This window comes from Halalkalibacter suaedae (genome assembly GCF_017939705.1).
In the GTDB taxonomy this organism is placed as follows: Bacteria; Bacillota; Bacilli; order Bacillales; family Bacillaceae_D; genus Halalkalibacter; species Halalkalibacter suaedae.
In genome coordinates this window covers 366032-385075 of sequence record NZ_JAGKSQ010000003.1, presented here as the reverse complement: position 1 = coordinate 385075, position 19044 = coordinate 366032, and the positions used below count along the sequence as shown (strand labels likewise).

Sequence of the window (19044 nt, the reverse complement as noted above, 5' to 3'; positions counted from 1 at the left end):
TTAGGAGGAAGATAAATGGAAGATAAAAAGCAAAAGCAATTAGAAGATAAAGTTACTGATTATAAGCAATTTGGATTTATCTTATTATCACTTAGTATTTTTCTATTTATCGGTTTAGTAATTCCTACACAAGATGTTACACAATGGCAAGGTTTATTCATTGTTGGAATTTTCATGATGCTAGGATGTTCTTTTGTATGCCATCGCCTGGCTATGAAAGCACAGAAACAGCTGCATGAGTAGAGTTATTTATAGATTTACTAATAGATAGAGTGTTATCAAAGGACCTTTGATAACACTCTTTTTGATATTGTTTTCTGGATGTCTCAAATCTCATTTGATAAAATAGGTTGATATTGGTTTAGATTGGAGAAATGATGAAGAGAACTGAAACGAAACGACCTGTGGTGCTTGCTGCAATTATGTTAGCGATGTTTATGGCAGCTGTCGAAGCGACAATTGTTGCAACGGCTATGCCAAAAATAGTCGGAGATCTTGGAGGATTTGCCTTTTTCAGTTGGGTCTTTTCTAGTTATTTACTTATGCAAGTTGTAACGATTCCCTTGTATGGGAAGCTTGCTGATATTTTTGGTAGAAAAAAAGTATTCGGATTTGGTATATGTCTTTTTTTAATTGGTTCGTTCATTTGTGGTTTTTCAAGGTCAATGGAAATGTTAATTTTCTCTCGTTTCGTTCAAGGCATTGGAGCGGGGGCGGTCCAACCCATTGCAACGACCATTGTAGGAGATATGTACTCCAAAGAGGAACGAGCAAAGATTCAGGGGTATTTAGCAAGTATTTGGGGGATTTCAGCAATAGTTGGACCGCTTCTAGGTGCCTTTTTTATTGAGTACGTCAATTGGTCGTGGATTTTCTGGATTAATATTCCTTTTGGTATTCTTTCGTTGATCATTATCTTAATTTTTCTCCAAGAGAAAATAGATGAGCAAAAACAGAAAGTAGATTATTTAGGGGCGATCTTGTTATTTATAACAGTTGCTACCTTGATGTTTGTTTTAGTTCAAATAGACGGCTCTGCTCTGCTTTCAACGCTACAATTGGTGATTCTATTGATGGTCTCACTTATCTCTTTGCTGCTTTTTATTCGTCATGAACGAAAAGCCAGCTCGCCTATTATGACGCTGAGTTTATGGAAGAGAAAAGTGATACGCTATTCTAATTTAGCTTCTTTTACTGCGGGTGCTATGCTGCTAGCAATCTCGACCTTCCTACCGACATATGTTCAGGGAGTATTAGGCCAGACACCATTAGTAGCAGGACTGACGCTAACGGTTATTTCAATTGGCTGGCCGATTTCTTCAACGATTGCAGGAAAGATGATGCTAAAGACAGGATTTAGGGTGACGGCTGTAATTGGGGGACTCGCTTTGCTTGTTGGAGGTCTTTGCTATTTTACATTACCATTCGTAGCCCATCCTCTAATTGCTGGGGCTGGTTCCTTTTTTCTTGGTGTTGGAATGGGCTTCACGACGACAACCTTTATTGTTTCAATTCAATCTAGTGTTGATTGGCGAGTAAGAGGAGAAGCGACAGCGATGAATATGTTTATGAGACAGTTAGGTGGTGCAGTTGGAGTGGCCCTCCTAGGCGGTCTCTTAAATAAGGATCTACGGAGTTTCTTTGAACAAAACCAGAAGGAGTTATCCGTTGAACCGTCGATTAATGCAATAAATGTTATTCTTGACGAATCTGAGCGAAGCCTCCTTTCGACATCTGAGTTGGAGCTGTTACGAGTTGGTTTGGCTGAAGGTATGGTAACTGTCTTTGGGTCATTATTTATTCTATCAATAATCACGTTTGTCTTTATTCGATTGCTACCGAAAGATCATAACAAGCAGGAAAAACAGACTTAATTAGCTTAATCTTTTGTTAACTCAATGAAATGCTTTAAAATATTTGCTGTGAGACCCCAAATAATATAGTCATCGTAATAATAAAAGTGTTGTGAGAGGATATGGCTTCTGTTCTTAATTAATGTAAGCGGGCCATTATTGATTGGATCCAATGAAAAACTCATTTGGTGACACTCTGGTGAATGACTATAGAAATGTGATAACGGAACAGTAAAAAGATGATCAACTTCTGACAAATTGGGTTTAAGTGATTGAAATTCAATGTCTAGAGTAGCTACGAATGGATAAATAATTCCCCTAAATGGCGTGACAAGAATATCAAGGTCAGCAATTATATTAACGTGCTTTCGGTCTATTAACAGTTCTTCCGTAAGCTCTCGGATGGCTGCATCGCTTGGACTTGAATCAGTCTGATCAATTCTTCCACCAGGAAAACAAATTTCACCTGGTTGTGTGTTGAGTGTATGGGAACGGACCTCGAATAAAAGCGATAACTGGTCATTAACGTTGATTAACGGTAAAATGACTGCAGCATTTTTCATTTGATCCTGGCCAAGTATACCTACTTTCCGATTTGCAAGTTGTTTTTCAATATGGCTGATTGTCTCTCTTTTCATCTTGAGCCTCCTTATCGTGCATTTTTCAAAAAGCATCTAAAACATGTGGCAATGATTTCGTTCTCTAGGCGTCTTATGATGAGAAGGCACTCATCACAAGACTTTTAAAAGATGTGCGACTAGACTCTTATCTGTAAATTATATCATTTTCTTGTGTAGAGAAGCCCTGCTGGTTTCTTAATGATTTCAGAATAAGTTTTTTGTCAGATGATATTACAAACATGCTGTGAACATCTCTCGAATACGTTACATTGTATATAGGAAAGGTCATTGACCTAGCTTCCAAAAATGTTCTCTCTACTCTCCCCCATTGCGAGCGGTTCACATGTGAATCGCTCATTTTTTTTGTGCAAGCGAATAGTTATAAAACTATATGATATGTAACCATATTTTTATGAGTTACATTTAACTTTAGAAGGATGACAGCCACTTGAAGAATCGTGTGATAAATCAGGTGGTTTTTCTGAATGACTAAAGTTTTTTTTGTTTCCATATGCATCCTATTGCAAAAATAGACAAAATACACGAAAATATAGCATAGGTGACACATATAATAGAGATAAGATTAATGTGGATGAAGGGTAAGGGGAAGAAACAGATGGATGTTCATTTAAATGAAAAGGAAATGCTTCAGCTACTTGAGGAATTAGTGAATACAGATAGTGGTTCATTGTATAAAGAAGGTGTCGATCAAGTAGGGCAGATCTTAATGCCTTATTTTGAACAATTGGGATATAAGATTGAAATCATCACCGAGGAGAAGGTTGGTAATCACTTGATTATCCGTCCTGATTGTGATGAAGAACCAATGGTTTTAATCGTGGCTCATATGGATACAGTCTTTGAAAAAGGTACGGCCCAAAAGCGACCATTCATGATTAAAGATCGACGTGCATACGGCCCGGGTGTTATTGATATGAAAGCTAGTCTTGTTTCTGTTATTCATGCGTTAACGTATTTAAAGGAGTCTGGATCGACGTCTTACCAACGTGTTCAGATTATTTTGAATAGTGATGAAGAAATTGGTTCGCAGACGTCGCGACCTTATATTGAAAAGGAATCAAAAGGAAAATCATATGCACTTGTTATGGAACCAGCAAGACGCGATGGTTCTGTGGTTACAGAGAGAAGAGGGAGTGGTCGTTTCACAATTGAAGTTCATGGAAAAGCGGCTCATTCTGGAATTGAACCTGAAAAAGGAAGAAGTGCGATTGAAGAATTAGCCCACAAAATTGTAAAACTACATGAATTGAATGACCATGAACATGGGATATCCGTCAACGTTGGGATAATAGAAGGTGGAGATGCAGTTAACACCATTTCTGCAATGGCGATTGGTCACATTGATGTACGAGTGGCGACATTAGAACAAGCAGAAGAAATGGAGCACAAGATTGAAGAGATGTGTGCATCTTCTGATGTAATGGGGACAGAAATTGAGCTAACTGGTGACATGAGCCGTCCACCAATGCTTAAAAACAAGCAAATTGCAGAGCTTTTTAATATCGTTAAAAAGGTAGGATCAGAGCTTGGCATGACAATTAAGGATACAAAAACGGGTGGAGGATCTGATGCTTCATTTACATCTGCAATGGGAATCCCGACTATTGATGGCTTAGGACCAATTGGTGGAAATGCCCATAGTGAGAAGGAATATTTGGAAATCAACTCATTAACAGAGAGAACGATTTTGCTCGCAAAAGTAATTGAACGTTTAGTAAAAGGGAAGCATACTGAACAGTGAGCTTCTCTTTTTTTTTGTTCAAAAGCTAACTTAGCTAACTTAGATACTACTACTTAGAAGGGAAGTTGCTAGACATTGCAAGAGCTTATTCTTTTAACAAAATACTATGATCCACTCTTAGTGATCGCTTCAATAATTGTTGCCTGTGCAGGTTCATACGCATCTTTAGAAATGAATCAAAGGTTAGCACGAAATAATGAGTTTAAATGGTCAATTTTACTTATTGCTTCATGTACGATGGGGTTATCGATATGGGCAATGCATTTTATTGGAATGGCGTCATTCAGTATTCCAATAGAAATAACGTATCACTGGGGTTTAACATTTCTATCGATTGTCCCTGCTATTTTTTCGGCATTTATTGCCTTTTTTACGCTGTATCGCTTTAAACCAAAACCGTTGCTTTTATTGATTGCTGGCTTAGTGATGGGAGGAGGGATCACCTCCATGCATTATATCGGTATGTCAGCTATACAATTCCCAGGTATTCTTTCGTATAGGGACATGCCACTCCTGCTTTCCATTGTGATAGCAGTCGCTGTTTCGTTTGTAGCCCTATATCTTTTTCGTGTACTACAGAAAATAAATACTGGTTGGGTTACAGTTCCTGTTGCAATTGTGATGGGATTGGCGATATCAGGCATGCATTATACGGGAATGGTTGCCTCTGAATTCTGTCTGCCAATTGCAAATCAAGATTTGCTTGGTAGTAGTCCAGTACGTTCTAGAGAATTTCTTGGTACGATTAGTGGAGTGATTGTAGGAGCAGCAATTATTGTTCTCATTGTCTATTTGCAATCAGAACGTCGCTTCTTTAACGGTTACTGTACAGAGATGGATTGACTGGGTTTTATAATCAGAGATGGTTTGAGGAGCGAGTCAATGCCTACAGGAAAAGGAATAATCAACCTGAGGGCTCAACCTTTTTTATCCTTTTAGATATTGAGAGGTATAAGTGGATTAACGAATCATTTGGTTTTGAGAAGGGTGATGAACTTTTAGTTCAAGTTTCAGAACGTCTAAGAGAGCATTGCTCAGAAACTCATACAATCGTGCGTTATGACGGGGCAAAGTTTCTTCTAATTATAAATAAAGATAATAGAGAAATTGAAGCAACCTGTACACAGTTATTCGAATGGTTTGCTGAACCATTCAATGTGCTAGGAAACCCAATCGTTCTATCTATCTCATTAAGTGTATATCAGCATGAACGCGTTGAAATGATGTATCCGTCGAAAATTACTAAGGCATTGGAACATGCTTTAAGAGCGGCTAAGAAAAATGGAAGTGATTGGGTAGTCTACGATGAAGCAAAGCATTCAGATGAACGAGAACAGGAAATTCTTCATGAACTTAAAAAGGATATCGTTGAATTCACTGGATTTAGTCTCTATTATCAACCGAAGATTAATTTGAAAACGAGAAAGATAGATAGTGCTGAAGTGTTACTGAGGTGGGAGAACAAACAATTAGGAATGGTTTCACCGGCAGAATTCATTCCGATTGCTGAGAAATATGGACTTATTCAAGACTTAACAAAATCAATCTTTTTTAGAGCATGTCAGCAGGTGAAAAGGTGGAATCAAGAACATTTTCCAATACAAAAGCTTGCGGTCAATTTGTCTGCAACTTTCTTTCAATTGCAAAATGGGAATGAGATGATTAAAGATATTTTAGAGCAGACGGAAGTTAACCCCAAATCGATTAATATTGAATTAGAAGTGACAGAGACAGCTATCATGGAGAATGTTAATCGGGCGATTGAAATGTTAGACGACTTGAGGGGAATAGGGTTAACAATTGCGTTAGATGATTTTGGTACAGGCTTATCCTCCCTAACATATCTTAAAAATCTACCAATTGATACGTTGAAAATCGACAAAGCTTTTATAGAGGGTATCCCTGGAGACGAGAAGGATAATGGAATTACAGAGTTAATTGTTCTCATATCAAAAAAGATTGGTCTAGAGATAGTGGCTGAAGGAATTGAAATACTAGAACAAGATCAATTCCTAACAAGTATCGGTTGTGACTATGGCCAAGGGTATTTTTATTCAAAGCCATTGTCATTAGAACAACTAACGGAACGTTTTGGTAGCAGTAAGCAGAACTAGCTTACTGCTTTTTTTTGGTAATGTTAAAAAGTACTTGTTAATTAATATTTTTATGTGATAATAAGGAAAAAGCAGTGCATTTGACAAAAAACGACTTTTTTCTCGTTTAGGGGGATTAATGATGGCGTGTCCATTTTCAAAGATTAAACGTACATTTACGAAACAACCAGAAGCTCGTATTCAACAGAGTGATCAACATAAAGGAACTCTCTCATTAAGCGATCGTTCAGAACACTATGAACAATCTCTTATGATTGGATTAAATGAAGAAGACCTTGCTTTTGCACAATCCTTAAAACCGATCGTGTTGGAAAATATCGAACAGATAATTGAGGATTTTTACCGAGTACTTCTAAGTCAACCAGGTCTCAATCAAATTATTAATGAGCACAGTACAACAGACCGTTTAAAGAAAACACTCACAAGACATATAAGCGAAATGTTCGACGGTGAAATTACCGAAGAATATATGAAAAAAAGAATTCGAATTGCACATGTTCACGTATCAATTGGATTACCAACCAAGTGGTATATTCTCTCATTTCAGCTACTGACTCAATCCTTCTTAACGATGTTAAATAAAGAATTAAATAATAATGATGAATTGGTTCGGGCAATGGCTGTGATAAGTAAGCTACTAAACTGGGAACAACAAGTAGTATTAGAAGCGTATGAGTTGGAGAACGAACGAATACGTCAAGAGTTTAATGATCAAAAAAAGGCACTAACTGAAGTGATTAGACAATCAACTGAGGAGTTAGCAGCAATCTCTGAACAAACGAGTGCTTCAATGGAGGACCTTAATGCTCAGGCGAGAAAGATTGAAGATAAATCGATAAAAAATTTAGAATATGCTACTCAAGCTGAAACCGTTTCTGAGGATGGAAAAGGACAGATGACTGAACAAAGAAGAATCATTGGTGATATTCAAAAGAGTGTTACCGGAATTGTGCAAGAGTCGAAGGAATTAAGACAGACATCAAATGATATTACCGCAATTATCTCATTAATTACAGATGTAGCGGATCAAACAAATCTGTTAGCTTTAAATGCAGCAATTGAAGCAGCAAGAGCAGGAGAGCATGGTCGAGGCTTTGCTGTTGTTTCAGAAGAAGTTCGTAAGCTTGCAGATCAGACTAAACAATCGGTTTCGACTATTTCAGCATTAATTGATAAAACAAATGGTCAGATGAATCGTGTAACAAGTTCAATTGAAGCAGTTGAGAACAAAATGAATGAAAGTGTAGAGCTGGTCAATGAAACTTCGAAACTATTCGGGGATATTACTCAAGCAATGGGCTTAAGTAAAGAACAAACAACAGAAGTAAAAGAGGAATTATTGAATTTTGTTAGCACGTTAAAAGAAGTTGCTTCGGCTTCTTCACAAATTGCAGTTGCAGCTGATGAATTAAACCAATCGTCAACAAAAATATAAATTACCGCTCCATTCACCAATAGCATGGCGTGTTTCTTTGAAAGGTTGAAAAACCCTCTAGAGACACGCCATCTTTTTGTATTTTACAATAATTGTAAAAGGTATAAAGGAACTCAGTAATCCTTCGAATAGCTAAGTTTTTATCATTTTTTCTAGGTGTACAGACACGGGCAAGCCCAGTTTGACATAGGGATGAGTAACGACAAATTGGGGGTGATTTCGTGTCAACAATACTAGCTGCTATATCTTACTTTGTAAAAGAAGTCATTGTGTTTGTATCATTTGTAAAAAACAATGCCTTCCCACAACCACTAAAAAAAGACGAGGAACGCAAATACTTAAAACTAATGCAGGAAGGAGACGAGGAGGCCCGAAATTTACTAATTGAACATAATTTAAGACTCGTCGCACATATTGTTAAGAAATTTGAAAATACAAGAGAAGATACCGAAGATTTAATTTCAATTGGAACAATTGGATTAATCAAGGCGATTGAGAGCTACTCTGATGGCAAGGGAACGAAATTAGCAACCTACGCAGCCAGATGTATCGAAAATGAAATTCTGATGCACCTCAGGGCATTGAAGAAGGTTAAAAAGGATGTCTCTTTGCATGATCCGATTGGAACGGATAAGGAAGGGAATGAAATCACACTCATCGATGTCCTCCAAGAAGAAGGAGACGATATCGTTGACGTGATTCAAACGAAAATGGAGAAAAGCCAAATTTATAAATTCATCCATGTTCTGGATGGAAGAGAAAAAGAGGTTATTGTAGGAAGGTTCGGTTTGAATCTTGAAGAGGAAAGGACCCAACGAGAGATTGCTAAGGAGCTCGGTATTTCAAGAAGCTATGTCTCAAGAATTGAGAAGCGAGCCCTAATGAAATTGTTTCATGAATTTTATAAACAAAGCCAAGGAAAATCATAATGACTAAGGCTAGAGGCTGGGCATAACTAAAGCGACTAACTGCAATTCCGAACAAAGTATTTGTCTCAGGAGCGGTGTCCCTACACCGCCTTTGTTCAGGTTTTAAGTCAGTTCAGACATTAGTATCCCGGCCTCTTTTATGCTTAATCCAGATTGATTGGTATTTCGATCGTGAATGTCGTCATCTCATGAGTTGATTGACAAGTTAAGCGTCCATTATGTTTTTCTATGATATTGTTACAAACATAAAGTCCGATACCAGTTCCAACTTCCTTCGTCGTAAAAAACGGTTCAAAAATCGTTTGCTGGACTTCCTGGGGAATGATCGGTCCATTATTCACAATCGAGATAACAATATGGCCATTTTCAGATTTAGAGGCTTCAACGATAACTATTCTTGGTTTTTCTCTTTGTTGAACTGCATCAATGGAGTTCATCAATATGTTTAAAAATACCTGTTTTAACTCATCTTTATTCGCCTTTATTTCAATGGTTTGATCGATATTTAGTTTCAGACTAACATCAGTATCAACAATACTAGGATATAAAAAGTTCAAAATATCATCTAATAAGTCATAAAGGATGAAAGGTTCCTTAACATTGATCATATCAATTTTTGATGTGTGTAAAAATTGAGTGATCCGGAATTTTAATTGATCTAGCTCTAGTTGAATGATGTCTAAGTATTTCATATCTGGGTATTCTTGTCTAAGTAGCTTATTAAAACCGATAATAGAGGTTAAGGGATTGCGGAATTCATGAACAAAACTAGCGGACATTTGACCAAGGACTACTAATTTGTCACGGTGGGTTTGATTAATAATTCCATTCTTTTCGTTCAGTTCTTTGCTCTTTATGTCAGTGTAAATTGAAACAGCGTGGTAGCAGAACTCATCAAATTGTGAATTTACCTTTTTAACATAGACACGTAGCTTTGATGCATCAATATTTGCTCGCAACATATAATCAATAACTGCACTTCGACCAATATTTACATTGTAGACAAAGTCACCGATATTAATATTTGCTTCAATACGTTCTAATGCTATCTTATTGGCAAGCTCTTCAATTTCGCTTTCTGTAATTTCGTTAAATAACGTCTTTTTTGTTAATTGATACATTAAATAGCCATTCTGTCTAACCTTCTCTTTAGAAGGGTCTTCTGGATCAACGATGATTTGATTTTCCCATTCAGTTAATAATGTCGTTTCGTGTTCTTCCAAATGTTTAATTAACGTACTAAGGCTCGATTTGCTATTTTGATTAGCGACTTCCATGTACATTCACTGCCTTCAGTTAAAGATTATAAAGGAAATTTATTTTGTATTAATTTAAGCATGTATCATTATAATTTGACATTTTTTTTATTATACCTGTTTTTTTTTGAAAACTACAAAAAAAACAGTCGTTTCACAAAAATAAACGACTGTTTTTGGTGACTTAACCGTTAACAATTGAACCACCATTTACATGTAGAACTTGACCTGATACATAAGAAGAATCATCAGAGGCTAAATAAACATAGCTAGGTGCAAGCTCAACGGGTTGACCAGGTCTACCCATTGGTGAATCTGTCCCAAATTTAGCTACCTGTTCCTGTGGAAATGAAGCTGGAATTAATGGTGTCCAGATTGGCCCAGGAGCGACTGCGTTGACTCGGATCCCCTTAGATACTAGATTTTCCGAAAGGGAGCGTGTCAAAGCGATCATAGCCCCTTTTGTCGATGAATAATCCATTAATACTGGATTGCCTTTATAAGCGACAATTGATGCAGTGTTAATAATCGAGCTGCCTTTTTTTAAATGAGGCATAGCAGCCTTGATTAAATGAAAGCATGAAAAGATATTTGTTTTAAATGTACGCTCTAGCTGTTCTGTAGAAATATCTTCAATTTTTTCTTGATAATGCTGTTCAGCAGCATTATTAATTAATACATCAAGTTGTCCAAATTCAGATACGGTCTGTTTTACTGCCTCCGTGCAAAATGCTTCTTCGCCGACATCTCCTGCAATAAGCAAACAAGTTGCTCCATACTTCTCAATTTCTTCTTTTGTTTTCTTGGCATCATCATGTTCATTCAAATAGATTATGGCTAATTTGGCTCCTTCTTTTGCTAAGGCAATTGAGGCAGCACGCCCGATACCGCTATCTCCTCCAGTAATCAGAACAACTTTATTGGTAAGTTTTCCGCTACCTTTGTAGTTAGGGTCATCGTAAATTGGAAGTGGAGTCATTTCACTTTCAATTCCTGGTTGTTTAGCTTGTTCTTGTGCTGGTTGTCCATTTTTTTGGACAGATTGGATATCATTATAGTTCATACAAAAACCTCCTCTATTTTTCACTATCTAGGATGTCTAGTCTTGGCCTTTATAATCCATACCCTGAGAAGATGGTAAAATATCAAAAAACATAATTTTACATATTTTGATTTTAAATAAGCATTGGACTTTTATAATTGAAGAAGCTGTTGTATGACTATAATAATTAAAAAAAGAAAGACTGATAGGTTATCCCATCAGTCTCTTCTTCTATTATTCGTTTACAGCATCTTTAAGTTGTTTACCTGGCTTGAAAGCTGGGTTTTTAGTTGCTGGAATTTCAATTTCTTGACCAGTTTGTGGGTTACGTCCTTTACGTGCTGAACGCTCACGAACTTCAAAACTACCAAAGCCAACTAGTTGAACTTTGCCACCTTCAACTAACGCGTTTGTAATACTTTCAAATACTGCATCTACAGCTTTAGAAGCATCCTTCTTAGAAAGTTCAGCTTGCTCAGAAACTGCATTGATTAGATCGGTTTTGTTCATTAAAAAAACTCCCTTTCATTTCCTTTGATTAAGAAATTATCTGTCTATTCGACAGGCATTAAATTATTGCTGCATTTAAAATTTCTCATGAAAGCCTAGTCGTGTCAAGACTTTCCGCGGAAATTAAATCATTTTTAACCATTATTCGCTAAAAAAACGTCACTTTTTCGATATTTCTATCGAAAAGTGACGTTTTTAGTAATTTTATTCTACTATACTTTTCTAAGTTTAAAACTTGAGATCATCATGACAGAAAGAATAAGGGTGATGAACATAAAGTACGCAGGATGAAAATAAGGTACCATGAACAATTGAAAAGTTAAGACGCAGCCCGCAGCGGTTATCGGAAGGCCCACAAAGAACTGGTTATTAGTCGTCACATTGAACCGGGCAAGCCTAATTGCACCACATATAATGAAAAATATAGTTAACAGTATTCCAGGATAACCAAAAACATATAAGGACGCTTGATAAATTAAGAATGCAGGTGCCACACCAAATGAAATAATATCGCTTAAGGAATCAAGTTGTTTACCAAATTCTGACGTACAATTAAATTTTCTTGCAGCTGCTCCGTCCAAACGGTCTAATAGTGCAGCCACTGTAATAAAAACAAGTGCTAGACGTAATTCATCTTGAATAATGAATATAATAGCCAAAGCACCTAAACTTAAATTAAAAAGAGTCAGTGTATTAGCAATTTGAGCTTTGAGTTTCTTTACTGTTGGATCTATATGATGTAGAAGGAACATGTACGTCAACTCCTTGTTATTGTAATAAGTCTAATCATATCATATAGTTGATATAGTAGGATATATACTTATCATAGCTTATCTTTTGAGGTGATTTATTGAAGAAATTGTTTTTTCAATCATGTGTACAACTGACGAACCACCGATTGTCCTCGCAATTGCTGAAAGGGTTTACTAACTCTAAGCTGAGTGCTTTTACGGTTCCTTCATATGCAAAAGTATTTAATATCGATCAAACTGAAATGGCAAAGTCATTACATGAATACAAAACGTTACATGAGCTATTTACCCGTGAATTAAAGCTTGATGCTCGCGTAATTGATCAGGACTCAAACAGCATAGTTAGTCCGGTCGATGGAATTATATCGCAGTCAGGTAAGTTAATGGATGGTACGACTTTTCACGTGAAAGGTCAAAACTATTGTATTAAAGAAATGCTTGGTTCATCAGAAAAGAAAGAACGTTACAAAAATGGATCGTACCTTATTGTTTATTTAAGTCCTAGTCATTATCATAGAATTCATAGTCCGATTAATGGACAGATTGTTAATCAATGGGAACTTGGAAAGCGTTCTTACCCTGTAAACCGTATGGGCTTGGTGTATGGACAGAGACCTTTGTCAAAGAATTATCGAGTAATCACTGAAATTGCAGCAGATGGCAAGCAATTAGCTGTAGTGAAAATTGGTGCAATGAATATTAACACAATTGAATTAACTCACAAAGGTAAAGATATCAAAAAGGGGCAGGAATTAGGGTATTTTTCCTTTGGATCAACGGTTATTCTTTTAACCGAGAAGAATTTTGTCCATTTTGATAACCTTGAACAAGAAATTAAAATGGGCCAATCGATTGGTTGGTTTGAATAAAAGAGACTCCCTTCTTAGTTGAGGGAAGTCTCTTTTAGTTTACTCTGAAGCAGAGGAACGTTTTTTTGCGACTTTTTTTAGATCATCCCTAATACTTTTGTCCCACAATGGTACACCTGAGTAATAGGCTGCTCTAGAGATTAAATGTCCAGCTACTGGAGAGGTAATGAGCACAAAAAGAATTCCTAGGATTAATCTAGCATCAAGACCGTAGTCTTGATAAAAGTAAAGCAATGCACCAATAAGAATGAACATGACACCTAATGTCGCACTCTTAGATGCAGCGTGAGAGCGTGAATATACATCAGGTAAACGTAACAATCCGACCATCGTAACGAGACTAAGGAAAGTTCCTAATAGAACGCAGACGATAACAAGTAAATTAATGATCTCGTTTCCGGTCAAGGACAACACCCCTCTCTATAAATTTAGCAAAGGCTACGGTTCCTATGAATGTCAAAATACCGATTAGCAAGATGACCTCCAAAAAAGCCGATGTTTTAAGATACATTGAGAGCACAGCCACTAAAGCAATCATGGTGATCCCGATTGTATCAAGAGCAATAACGCGATCAGCCGTAGATGGCCCTTTAATGAGCCGATAAATACTTCCTAACAAAGCTAGAGACAGTAGGATTAAACATACCATTAAGACAGTTGAAAGCATATTAGCGACTCACCTCCAGGATGGCCTTCTCGAACGTATTCTTTATTGAAGAGATGGATTCGTCGATATTATCGATATTCATTGCATGAATGAAAAGCGTCTTTTGATCTTCCGAGACATCAACAACCAGAGTCCCTGGGGTCAAGGTAATCAGAAGTGATAATAAAACAATTTCCCAATCACTCTCTAGCTCGGTTTCTAAAGCGAAAATACCTGGTTTTATCTGTAACTTCGGTTGTAGTACTTGTTTGACAACCGTAATATTAGACAAAATCAATTCCTTCATGAAAAGGAGGGTTAGTTTAATCACTGCATAGATTTTAGTGACGTATAATGGGCCAGGGAAGAAACGTCGTACGATGAATAAGATGATCATACCAACGAGAAAACCAACAATGAAAGTAGAAAGATCCCAACTACTGTAAAGAAACATCCAAACAAATGTGATGATTAAATTAATTAAAAATTGAAAAGCCATTTTCTACTCCTCCTTTAAAACAGCATCAATATAGAGTTCTGGATTGAGTAAGGTGTTCGTTGCATCAGCTACATATGGATACACAGCTTCTGCTCCCATACCCATCAAGAAAGAGAGGAAGAGAAGAAATATACTAGGGTAGACAAGCCCTTTGACATTCCCCCTACGACTTACATCTGGTAAGATTTCTTCGCCTAGTATTACCTGGAAGAAGATTCTCATAACAGAATAGAGTACAAGCAAACTAGAGACTAGTAAAACTGCAACAAATACATATTGTTCAGCTGCAAAGCCACCTTGGATCAGCAGAAGCTTTCCGAAAAATCCACTAAAAGGAGGAACTCCGGCTAAGGACAAAGCTGCAGCTAAGAAAGTCCATCCAAGTAATGGGTAATTCTTAATTATTCCGCTTGCCTGACCAATCTTCGTTGTTCTAGTAATAACAACAATGGCTCCAGCTAACAAAAATAGTGCAGCTTTTATTAGCATATCGTGAAGCAAATAAAACATTCCTCCGAAAAGACCATCCTCATTAAAAGCTGATAATCCCAATAGAATAAATCCTACACCAGCAACAACATTGTATACGAGTATCTTATGGATATCATTATAGGCAATGGCCCCAACGGCTCCAACAATCATTGTGATGGCTGCCAAGATCCCAATTGTATAATGAGTAACATCTGGATGATGATAGAAAATAATCGTAAATACTCGGTAAATCGCATATATCCCAACCTTTGTTAATAGACCAGCAAAGATAGCTGAAATGACTGGCGGTGGAGCAGAGTATGCACCGGGAAGCCAGAAAAAAAGTGGGAAAATGGCTGCTTTCATTCCAAATACAATTAAAAATAACAGAGCGATCACTGTAATTAAGCCTGGTTGATTAATTTCAGCTATTCGAGCTGATAAATCAGCCATATTTAATGTACCTGTTGCAGAATATAAAAATGCTACTGCTGTTACAAAGAAAGCAGAGGAAATGACATTAATAAGGACATATTTTAATGATTCCCTAAGCTGTGTCTTTGTACCACCTAAAACAATCAGGGCATATGAAGACATCAAAAGTACTTCAAAGAAAACAAAGAGATTGAAGATATCACCAGTTAGAAATGCCCCAATGACCCCTGTTAATAAAAACTGAACTAAGGGGTAGTAATAGTAATTTTTTCGTTCAAGGTCTAAACCTCTAAACGTAAAGAGCGTTGTAGCAACCATTATGATGCTACTAAATAAGACAAGTAATGTTGCCAGAGAATCGGCAACTAGAACAATCCCAAAGGGAGGCTGCCATCCCCCAACTTGATAGGTCTTAATGCCATTCTCTAGAACATCCATTAGCAGGAAAATACTTGTCGCAATAATAGCCATTCCAGATAAAATACTTAAAGCTTTTTGAAGGATAAGTCGTTTACCTAAAAATAGTAGGATTACACCAGTAACTAGTGGTATCAGTAATGGTGCAATAGTTAAATTATTCATCAGACTTTGCTCCTTCCATCTCATCCATGTTGTCAGTACCATGGGCTTTGTAGGCTCTATAAGCTAGAACGAGAAAGAACGATGTTACCCCAAAACTAATAACAATAGCTGTTAAAATTAAGGCTTGTGGTAATGGATCCGTATAAGAGGCAGCCTTTTCACCGAGAAGTGGAGGAGCCCCCTGCTTTAACCCGCCCATAGTTAATAAGAGCAAATGGACACCGTGACTTAAAATACCGGTACCAATAATAATCCGTGTCATGTTTCTTGAAAGAATGAGGTAGACACCAACGGTAAACAAAATACCAACAACGATGGAGATTAAAATTTCCATTATTGATCCTCCCCAATCGTAAAAATAATTGTTAAAGTAATTCCGATAACAACGAGATACACTCCGATATCAAATAATACAGCTGTCGCTAATTCGGTTTCTCCTAACAGTGGCAAATGAAAATAGTCAAACGTATGACTTAAGAAATTTGCATCAAAAACAAAGGAGCCAATTCCAGTTAGCACGGCAATAAGCATCCCAGTCGCGGAAATTAACTTGAAATCAATTGGAATAATTTTTTTGACTGTTTCAATATCAAATGCTAATCCGATTAGAACAAAGGCAGCGGCTGTCATTAACCCACCAATGAACCCACCACCTGGATGATGGTGTCCAGATAAAAACACATAGATGGAGAAAATAATGATAATGAATGTCACAAGCTGTGTAACTGTTTTTAAAATGACATCATTTGTACGCATTATTGTTCCTCCTTTGCTACACGTAATTTAATCATTAAGTAGATACCAATTGCAGCAATGGTTAACACTAGAATTTCAAACAACGTGTCAAATCCACGAAAATCAACAAGAATAACATTAACCATATTTTTTCCGCCAGCTTCATCATAGCTAGCACCAATAAAGAAGTCTTTTAATGAATCAAAGAATTTTGAATGGTGTGAGGAAATAGCCAAAAGAGTGACCAGAATACCGACACCTAGGCTCACAATAAGATTACCGAGCTTAAACGGAACACTTTCAAACTTCTTCTTAAATAACGGTAAGTGGTAAAAACATAGTAAAAATAACACTGTTGAAATGGTTTCAATAACCATCTGTGTTAGGGCTAGATCAGGTGCTCTAAATAAAACAAAGAAGGTTGCTAATGAATAGCCAACTGCACCAAGTCCAATGATTGCTGTTAATCTTGTACGGGCAACTGCGACAACAATTGCGGCGGTTACCATAACAAGTGCAACAATTGCTTCAAAGGCTGAAATTGGTGCCGATTCCGTTCCACTAAACGATACAGCATCTAATCTAAAGAACATAAACCCTAGAAATAGTACAAGGAACGAGAAGATATATAACAAATAATGTCTCATGCTTCCTGTCATATAGAAAGAAGTGAAAGACTGACCTCCTCTAGCAAGTCCTTCGAGTGACCCGTCATAGAGGTAATTGATTGGATCACGTTCTTGTAAATAAAAGTGTGATTTTGCCCAGCTTTTCATCGTCAGATAAATAAGTGTTCCGAAAATAATAACTCCTAATGTCATAAATAATTCTGTATTAAAGCCATGCCAATGGTAAATATGAATATCGAACTTTTCCCCTTCTCCTAAAAGATTAGGAAGGATAGCAGCAACGGATGGTTCAATTAAAGTGTAAGCTAAAATATTTGGGAAAAAACCAAATATCACTACGAGTGAACCTAAAATAATTGGACTAATAAGCATGCCAATAGGTGCCTCGTGCACTTTAACTTGATAATTCTCAGGACGGAATTTACCTGTGAATGTTTTAAAGAACATAATGAGACAGTAAGCAAATGTAAACACACTAGCTACCCATGCAAGGATCGGAAAAATGAATCCCCATGTTTGCATATTAAAAATAGATAATTCTGTTGCTTTTAAAACCCCAGTGAAGAACATTTCCTTACTTAAAAATCCATTAAAAGGTGGTAAACCCGCCATGGAGGCTAAGCCAATAAGCGAAATCGTAAATGTGACTGGCATGATTGTCATTAAGCCACCTAATTTACGGATATCACGAGTACCAGTTTCGTGATCAATAATACCAGCTGTCATGAACAAGCTTCCCTTAAATGTAGCGTGATTAATTAAATGAAAAATCGCTGCAAGTGTTGCTGCGGTTGTATACTTCTCTGGTTCTTCTCCATATCCAAAATACAAAGAAGCAGAACCAAGGCCTAGTAAACACATAATTAAACCAAGCTGACTTATCGTAGAAAAAGCAAGAATTGCTTTTAAATCCTTTTGACGTACAGCTGAGATGGATCCCCAACAGAGTGTAATAATTCCAAATCCAGATAACAGCCAGAACCATTCAGGCACTCCTCCGAACACAGGAGTTAACCTTGCTACTAAATAAATCCCTGCTTTTACCATCGTTGCAGAGTGTAAGTAAGCACTGACAGGTGTAGGTGCTTCCATTGCATCCGGTAGCCAAATATGGAACGGGAATTGAGCCGACTTGGTAAAAGCACCTAGCAATACAAGAAGCATGGCAGGAATGAAGAGAGCATCTGTTGATATAAGAGCAACTTGATCGATGATACCCCTAATACTGAACGTACCTGTCATGAGATAAAGAAGGGCAAACCCACCAAGCATGGCAAAGCCACCCGTAACAGTGATCAGCATTGATTTTTGTGCTCCGTATGTTGATTTCTTTCGATGATACCAATAACTAATTAGCAATGAGGATGCTAAACTAGTCATTTCCCAAAAGGCATACAAAACAATTAAATTATCTGATAAAACGACTCCGAGCATTGCACCCATAAACATTAATAGATACACATAGAAATTGTTCAATTTCTCTTTTACTTTAGATAAATAGTAAATTGAATAAAGAACAACTAATGTACCTATTCCGGTAATGAGTAGAACAAATAATAAGCTTAGACCGTCGAGGTAAACAGTAAAATTAATCCCGAGGGAAGGGACCCATGGGACTTCATAAGTAACCACTCCTCCATTAGAGGTTGTTGGTAGGAACCTAAGAAAATAAATAAATAGGATGAGCGGTAGAATTAAGACAAACCATCCAGTATGTACTTGCCTGAAATACTTATAAAAGAATGGAATGAGTATGGCTAGCAAAAATGGAGAAATGGTAGCCCAGTGTAATAATGTCAAAAGATATACCTCCTTATATACATGATGTTCTCTAGCTTTGTAGCTGACCTAATCTTTTACTCACTTGAGACTAAATAAAATTATAACCGATTATGAGATTGCTTG

Annotated in this window: 20 protein-coding genes; 8 read left to right on the top strand and 12 right to left on the bottom strand. The window is 36.9% G+C overall.

All coding sequences use genetic code 11. The annotated features are described in order from the left end of the window. Positions 1-15: 15 nt before the first annotated feature. Together J7W16_RS09465 and J7W16_RS09460 are read left to right on the top strand one after the other, a co-directional pair. Positions 16-243: a YrhC family protein gene (locus J7W16_RS09465; RefSeq protein ID WP_210597046.1), complete on the top strand. Its 228-nt coding sequence runs from the start codon at positions 16-18 to the stop codon at positions 241-243. A 134-nt stretch (positions 244-377) separates the two neighbouring features. Further along, complete coding sequence (locus tag J7W16_RS09460; protein WP_210597045.1) at positions 378-1874, top strand: MDR family MFS transporter; 1497 nt, start codon at positions 378-380, stop codon at positions 1872-1874. A 5-nt stretch (positions 1875-1879) separates the two neighbouring features. Here J7W16_RS09460 and J7W16_RS09455 read toward each other — a convergent pair whose 3' ends face one another. After that, positions 1880-2491 (bottom strand): NUDIX hydrolase, encoded by a 612-nt coding sequence (locus tag J7W16_RS09455; RefSeq protein ID WP_210597044.1) that lies wholly within the window; start codon positions 2489-2491, stop codon positions 1880-1882. A gap of 598 nt (positions 2492-3089) precedes the next feature. Here J7W16_RS09455 and J7W16_RS09450 point away from each other — a divergent pair. The 5 genes from J7W16_RS09450 to sigK all read left to right on the top strand — a co-directional run bounded on the left by J7W16_RS09450 (position 3090) and on the right by sigK (position 8713). Then, the gene (locus tag J7W16_RS09450; protein ID WP_210597043.1) at positions 3090-4235 is read left to right on the top strand and encodes a M20 family metallopeptidase; all 1146 of its coding nucleotides are present in this window, start codon (positions 3090-3092) and stop codon (positions 4233-4235) included. A 75-nt stretch (positions 4236-4310) separates the two neighbouring features. Continuing rightward, positions 4311-5078, top strand: coding sequence for an MHYT domain-containing protein (locus J7W16_RS09445; RefSeq protein ID WP_210597042.1), 768 nt, complete (start codon positions 4311-4313; stop codon positions 5076-5078). Beyond that, positions 5075-6349: a putative bifunctional diguanylate cyclase/phosphodiesterase gene (locus tag J7W16_RS09440; protein ID WP_210597041.1), complete on the top strand. Its 1275-nt coding sequence runs from the start codon at positions 5075-5077 to the stop codon at positions 6347-6349. Before J7W16_RS09445 ends, J7W16_RS09440 begins: the two co-directional genes overlap by 4 nt. Positions 6350-6470: 121 nt before the next feature. Continuing rightward, a complete protein-coding gene (locus J7W16_RS22620; RefSeq protein ID WP_210597040.1) occupies positions 6471-7784 on the top strand; it encodes a protoglobin domain-containing protein in 1314 nt (437 codons plus the stop codon). Positions 7785-8005: 221 nt separating this feature from the next. Continuing rightward, a complete protein-coding gene (sigK, locus tag J7W16_RS09430; RefSeq protein ID WP_210597039.1) occupies positions 8006-8713 on the top strand; it encodes an RNA polymerase sporulation sigma factor SigK in 708 nt (235 codons plus the stop codon). Between the two features lie 143 nt (positions 8714-8856). Here sigK and J7W16_RS09425 read toward each other — a convergent pair whose 3' ends face one another. The 4 genes from J7W16_RS09425 to pssA all read right to left on the bottom strand — a co-directional run bounded on the left by J7W16_RS09425 (position 8857) and on the right by pssA (position 12273). Further along, positions 8857-9996 carry a histidine kinase N-terminal domain-containing protein gene (locus J7W16_RS09425; protein WP_246879926.1) on the bottom strand — a complete coding sequence of 380 codons (1140 nt, stop codon included), beginning with the start codon at positions 9994-9996 and terminating at the stop codon, positions 8857-8859. A gap of 157 nt (positions 9997-10153) precedes the next feature. After that, the gene (locus tag J7W16_RS09420) at positions 10154-11032 is read right to left on the bottom strand and encodes an SDR family oxidoreductase (RefSeq protein WP_210597038.1); all 879 of its coding nucleotides are present in this window, start codon (positions 11030-11032) and stop codon (positions 10154-10156) included. Positions 11033-11245: 213 nt separating this feature from the next. After that, a complete protein-coding gene (locus tag J7W16_RS09415; RefSeq protein ID WP_210597037.1) occupies positions 11246-11521 on the bottom strand; it encodes an HU family DNA-binding protein in 276 nt (91 codons plus the stop codon). Positions 11522-11733: 212 nt separating this feature from the next. Continuing rightward, positions 11734-12273, bottom strand: a complete 540-nt coding sequence (pssA, locus tag J7W16_RS09410; RefSeq protein ID WP_210597036.1) for a CDP-diacylglycerol--serine O-phosphatidyltransferase — start codon at positions 12271-12273, stop codon at positions 11734-11736. A 98-nt stretch (positions 12274-12371) separates the two neighbouring features. Here pssA and J7W16_RS09405 point away from each other — a divergent pair, with 98 nt between their 5' ends. Further along, the gene (locus tag J7W16_RS09405) at positions 12372-13142 is read left to right on the top strand and encodes a phosphatidylserine decarboxylase (protein ID WP_210597035.1); all 771 of its coding nucleotides are present in this window, start codon (positions 12372-12374) and stop codon (positions 13140-13142) included. A gap of 39 nt (positions 13143-13181) precedes the next feature. Here J7W16_RS09405 and mnhG read toward each other — a convergent pair whose 3' ends face one another. From mnhG to J7W16_RS09370, 7 genes are read right to left on the bottom strand one after another with little or no spacing between them, the layout of a single operon-like run. After that, the gene (gene mnhG, locus J7W16_RS09400) at positions 13182-13547 is read right to left on the bottom strand and encodes a monovalent cation/H(+) antiporter subunit G (RefSeq protein ID WP_210597034.1); all 366 of its coding nucleotides are present in this window, start codon (positions 13545-13547) and stop codon (positions 13182-13184) included. Continuing rightward, on the bottom strand, positions 13525-13809 hold the full coding sequence (locus J7W16_RS09395; RefSeq protein ID WP_210597033.1) for a Na(+)/H(+) antiporter subunit F1: 285 nt from the start codon (positions 13807-13809) through the stop codon (positions 13525-13527). Before J7W16_RS09395 ends, mnhG begins: the two co-directional genes overlap by 23 nt. Position 13810: 1 nt before the next feature. Then, positions 13811-14287, bottom strand: coding sequence for a Na+/H+ antiporter subunit E (locus J7W16_RS09390; RefSeq protein ID WP_210597032.1), 477 nt, complete (start codon positions 14285-14287; stop codon positions 13811-13813). A 3-nt stretch (positions 14288-14290) separates the two neighbouring features. Beyond that, positions 14291-15775 carry a Na+/H+ antiporter subunit D gene (locus J7W16_RS09385; protein WP_210597031.1) on the bottom strand — a complete coding sequence of 495 codons (1485 nt, stop codon included), beginning with the start codon at positions 15773-15775 and terminating at the stop codon, positions 14291-14293. Continuing rightward, positions 15768-16109 carry a Na(+)/H(+) antiporter subunit C gene (locus J7W16_RS09380; protein WP_210597030.1) on the bottom strand — a complete coding sequence of 114 codons (342 nt, stop codon included), beginning with the start codon at positions 16107-16109 and terminating at the stop codon, positions 15768-15770. The genes J7W16_RS09385 and J7W16_RS09380 overlap by 8 nt, the downstream gene beginning before the upstream one ends. Further along, complete coding sequence (locus J7W16_RS09375) at positions 16109-16531, bottom strand: Na(+)/H(+) antiporter subunit B (RefSeq protein WP_210597029.1); 423 nt, start codon at positions 16529-16531, stop codon at positions 16109-16111. The genes J7W16_RS09380 and J7W16_RS09375 overlap by 1 nt, the downstream gene beginning before the upstream one ends. Then, positions 16531-18939, bottom strand: a complete 2409-nt coding sequence (locus J7W16_RS09370; protein ID WP_210597028.1) for a Na+/H+ antiporter subunit A — start codon at positions 18937-18939, stop codon at positions 16531-16533. The genes J7W16_RS09375 and J7W16_RS09370 overlap by 1 nt, the downstream gene beginning before the upstream one ends. Positions 18940-19044 lie beyond the last annotated feature (105 nt).

Bases quoted from the DNA above. Each gene is read 5' to 3' on its own strand.
- J7W16_RS09465 (WP_210597046.1), top strand. From the start codon at position 16: ATGGAAGATAAAAAGCAAAAGCAATTAGAAGATAAAGTTACTGATTAT.
- J7W16_RS09460 (WP_210597045.1), top strand. From the start codon at position 378: ATGAAGAGAACTGAAACGAAACGACCTGTGGTGCTTGCTGCAATTATG.
- J7W16_RS09455 (WP_210597044.1), bottom strand. From the start codon at position 2,491: ATGAAAAGAGAGACAATCAGCCATATTGAAAAACAACTTGCAAATCGG.
- J7W16_RS09450 (WP_210597043.1), top strand. From the start codon at position 3,090: ATGGATGTTCATTTAAATGAAAAGGAAATGCTTCAGCTACTTGAGGAA.
- J7W16_RS22620 (WP_210597040.1), top strand. From the start codon at position 6,471: ATGGCGTGTCCATTTTCAAAGATTAAACGTACATTTACGAAACAACCA.
- J7W16_RS09425 (WP_246879926.1), bottom strand. From the start codon at position 9,996: ATGTACATGGAAGTCGCTAATCAAAATAGCAAATCGAGCCTTAGTACG.
- J7W16_RS09420 (WP_210597038.1), bottom strand. From the start codon at position 11,032: ATGAACTATAATGATATCCAATCTGTCCAAAAAAATGGACAACCAGCA.
- J7W16_RS09415 (WP_210597037.1), bottom strand. From the start codon at position 11,521: ATGAACAAAACCGATCTAATCAATGCAGTTTCTGAGCAAGCTGAACTT.
- pssA (WP_210597036.1), bottom strand. From the start codon at position 12,273: ATGTTCCTTCTACATCATATAGATCCAACAGTAAAGAAACTCAAAGCT.
- J7W16_RS09395 (WP_210597033.1), bottom strand. From the start codon at position 13,809: ATGCTTTCAACTGTCTTAATGGTATGTTTAATCCTACTGTCTCTAGCT.
- J7W16_RS09390 (WP_210597032.1), bottom strand. From the start codon at position 14,287: ATGGCTTTTCAATTTTTAATTAATTTAATCATCACATTTGTTTGGATG.
- J7W16_RS09385 (WP_210597031.1), bottom strand. From the start codon at position 15,775: ATGAATAATTTAACTATTGCACCATTACTGATACCACTAGTTACTGGT.
- J7W16_RS09380 (WP_210597030.1), bottom strand. From the start codon at position 16,109: ATGGAAATTTTAATCTCCATCGTTGTTGGTATTTTGTTTACCGTTGGT.
- J7W16_RS09375 (WP_210597029.1), bottom strand. From the start codon at position 16,531: ATGCGTACAAATGATGTCATTTTAAAAACAGTTACACAGCTTGTGACA.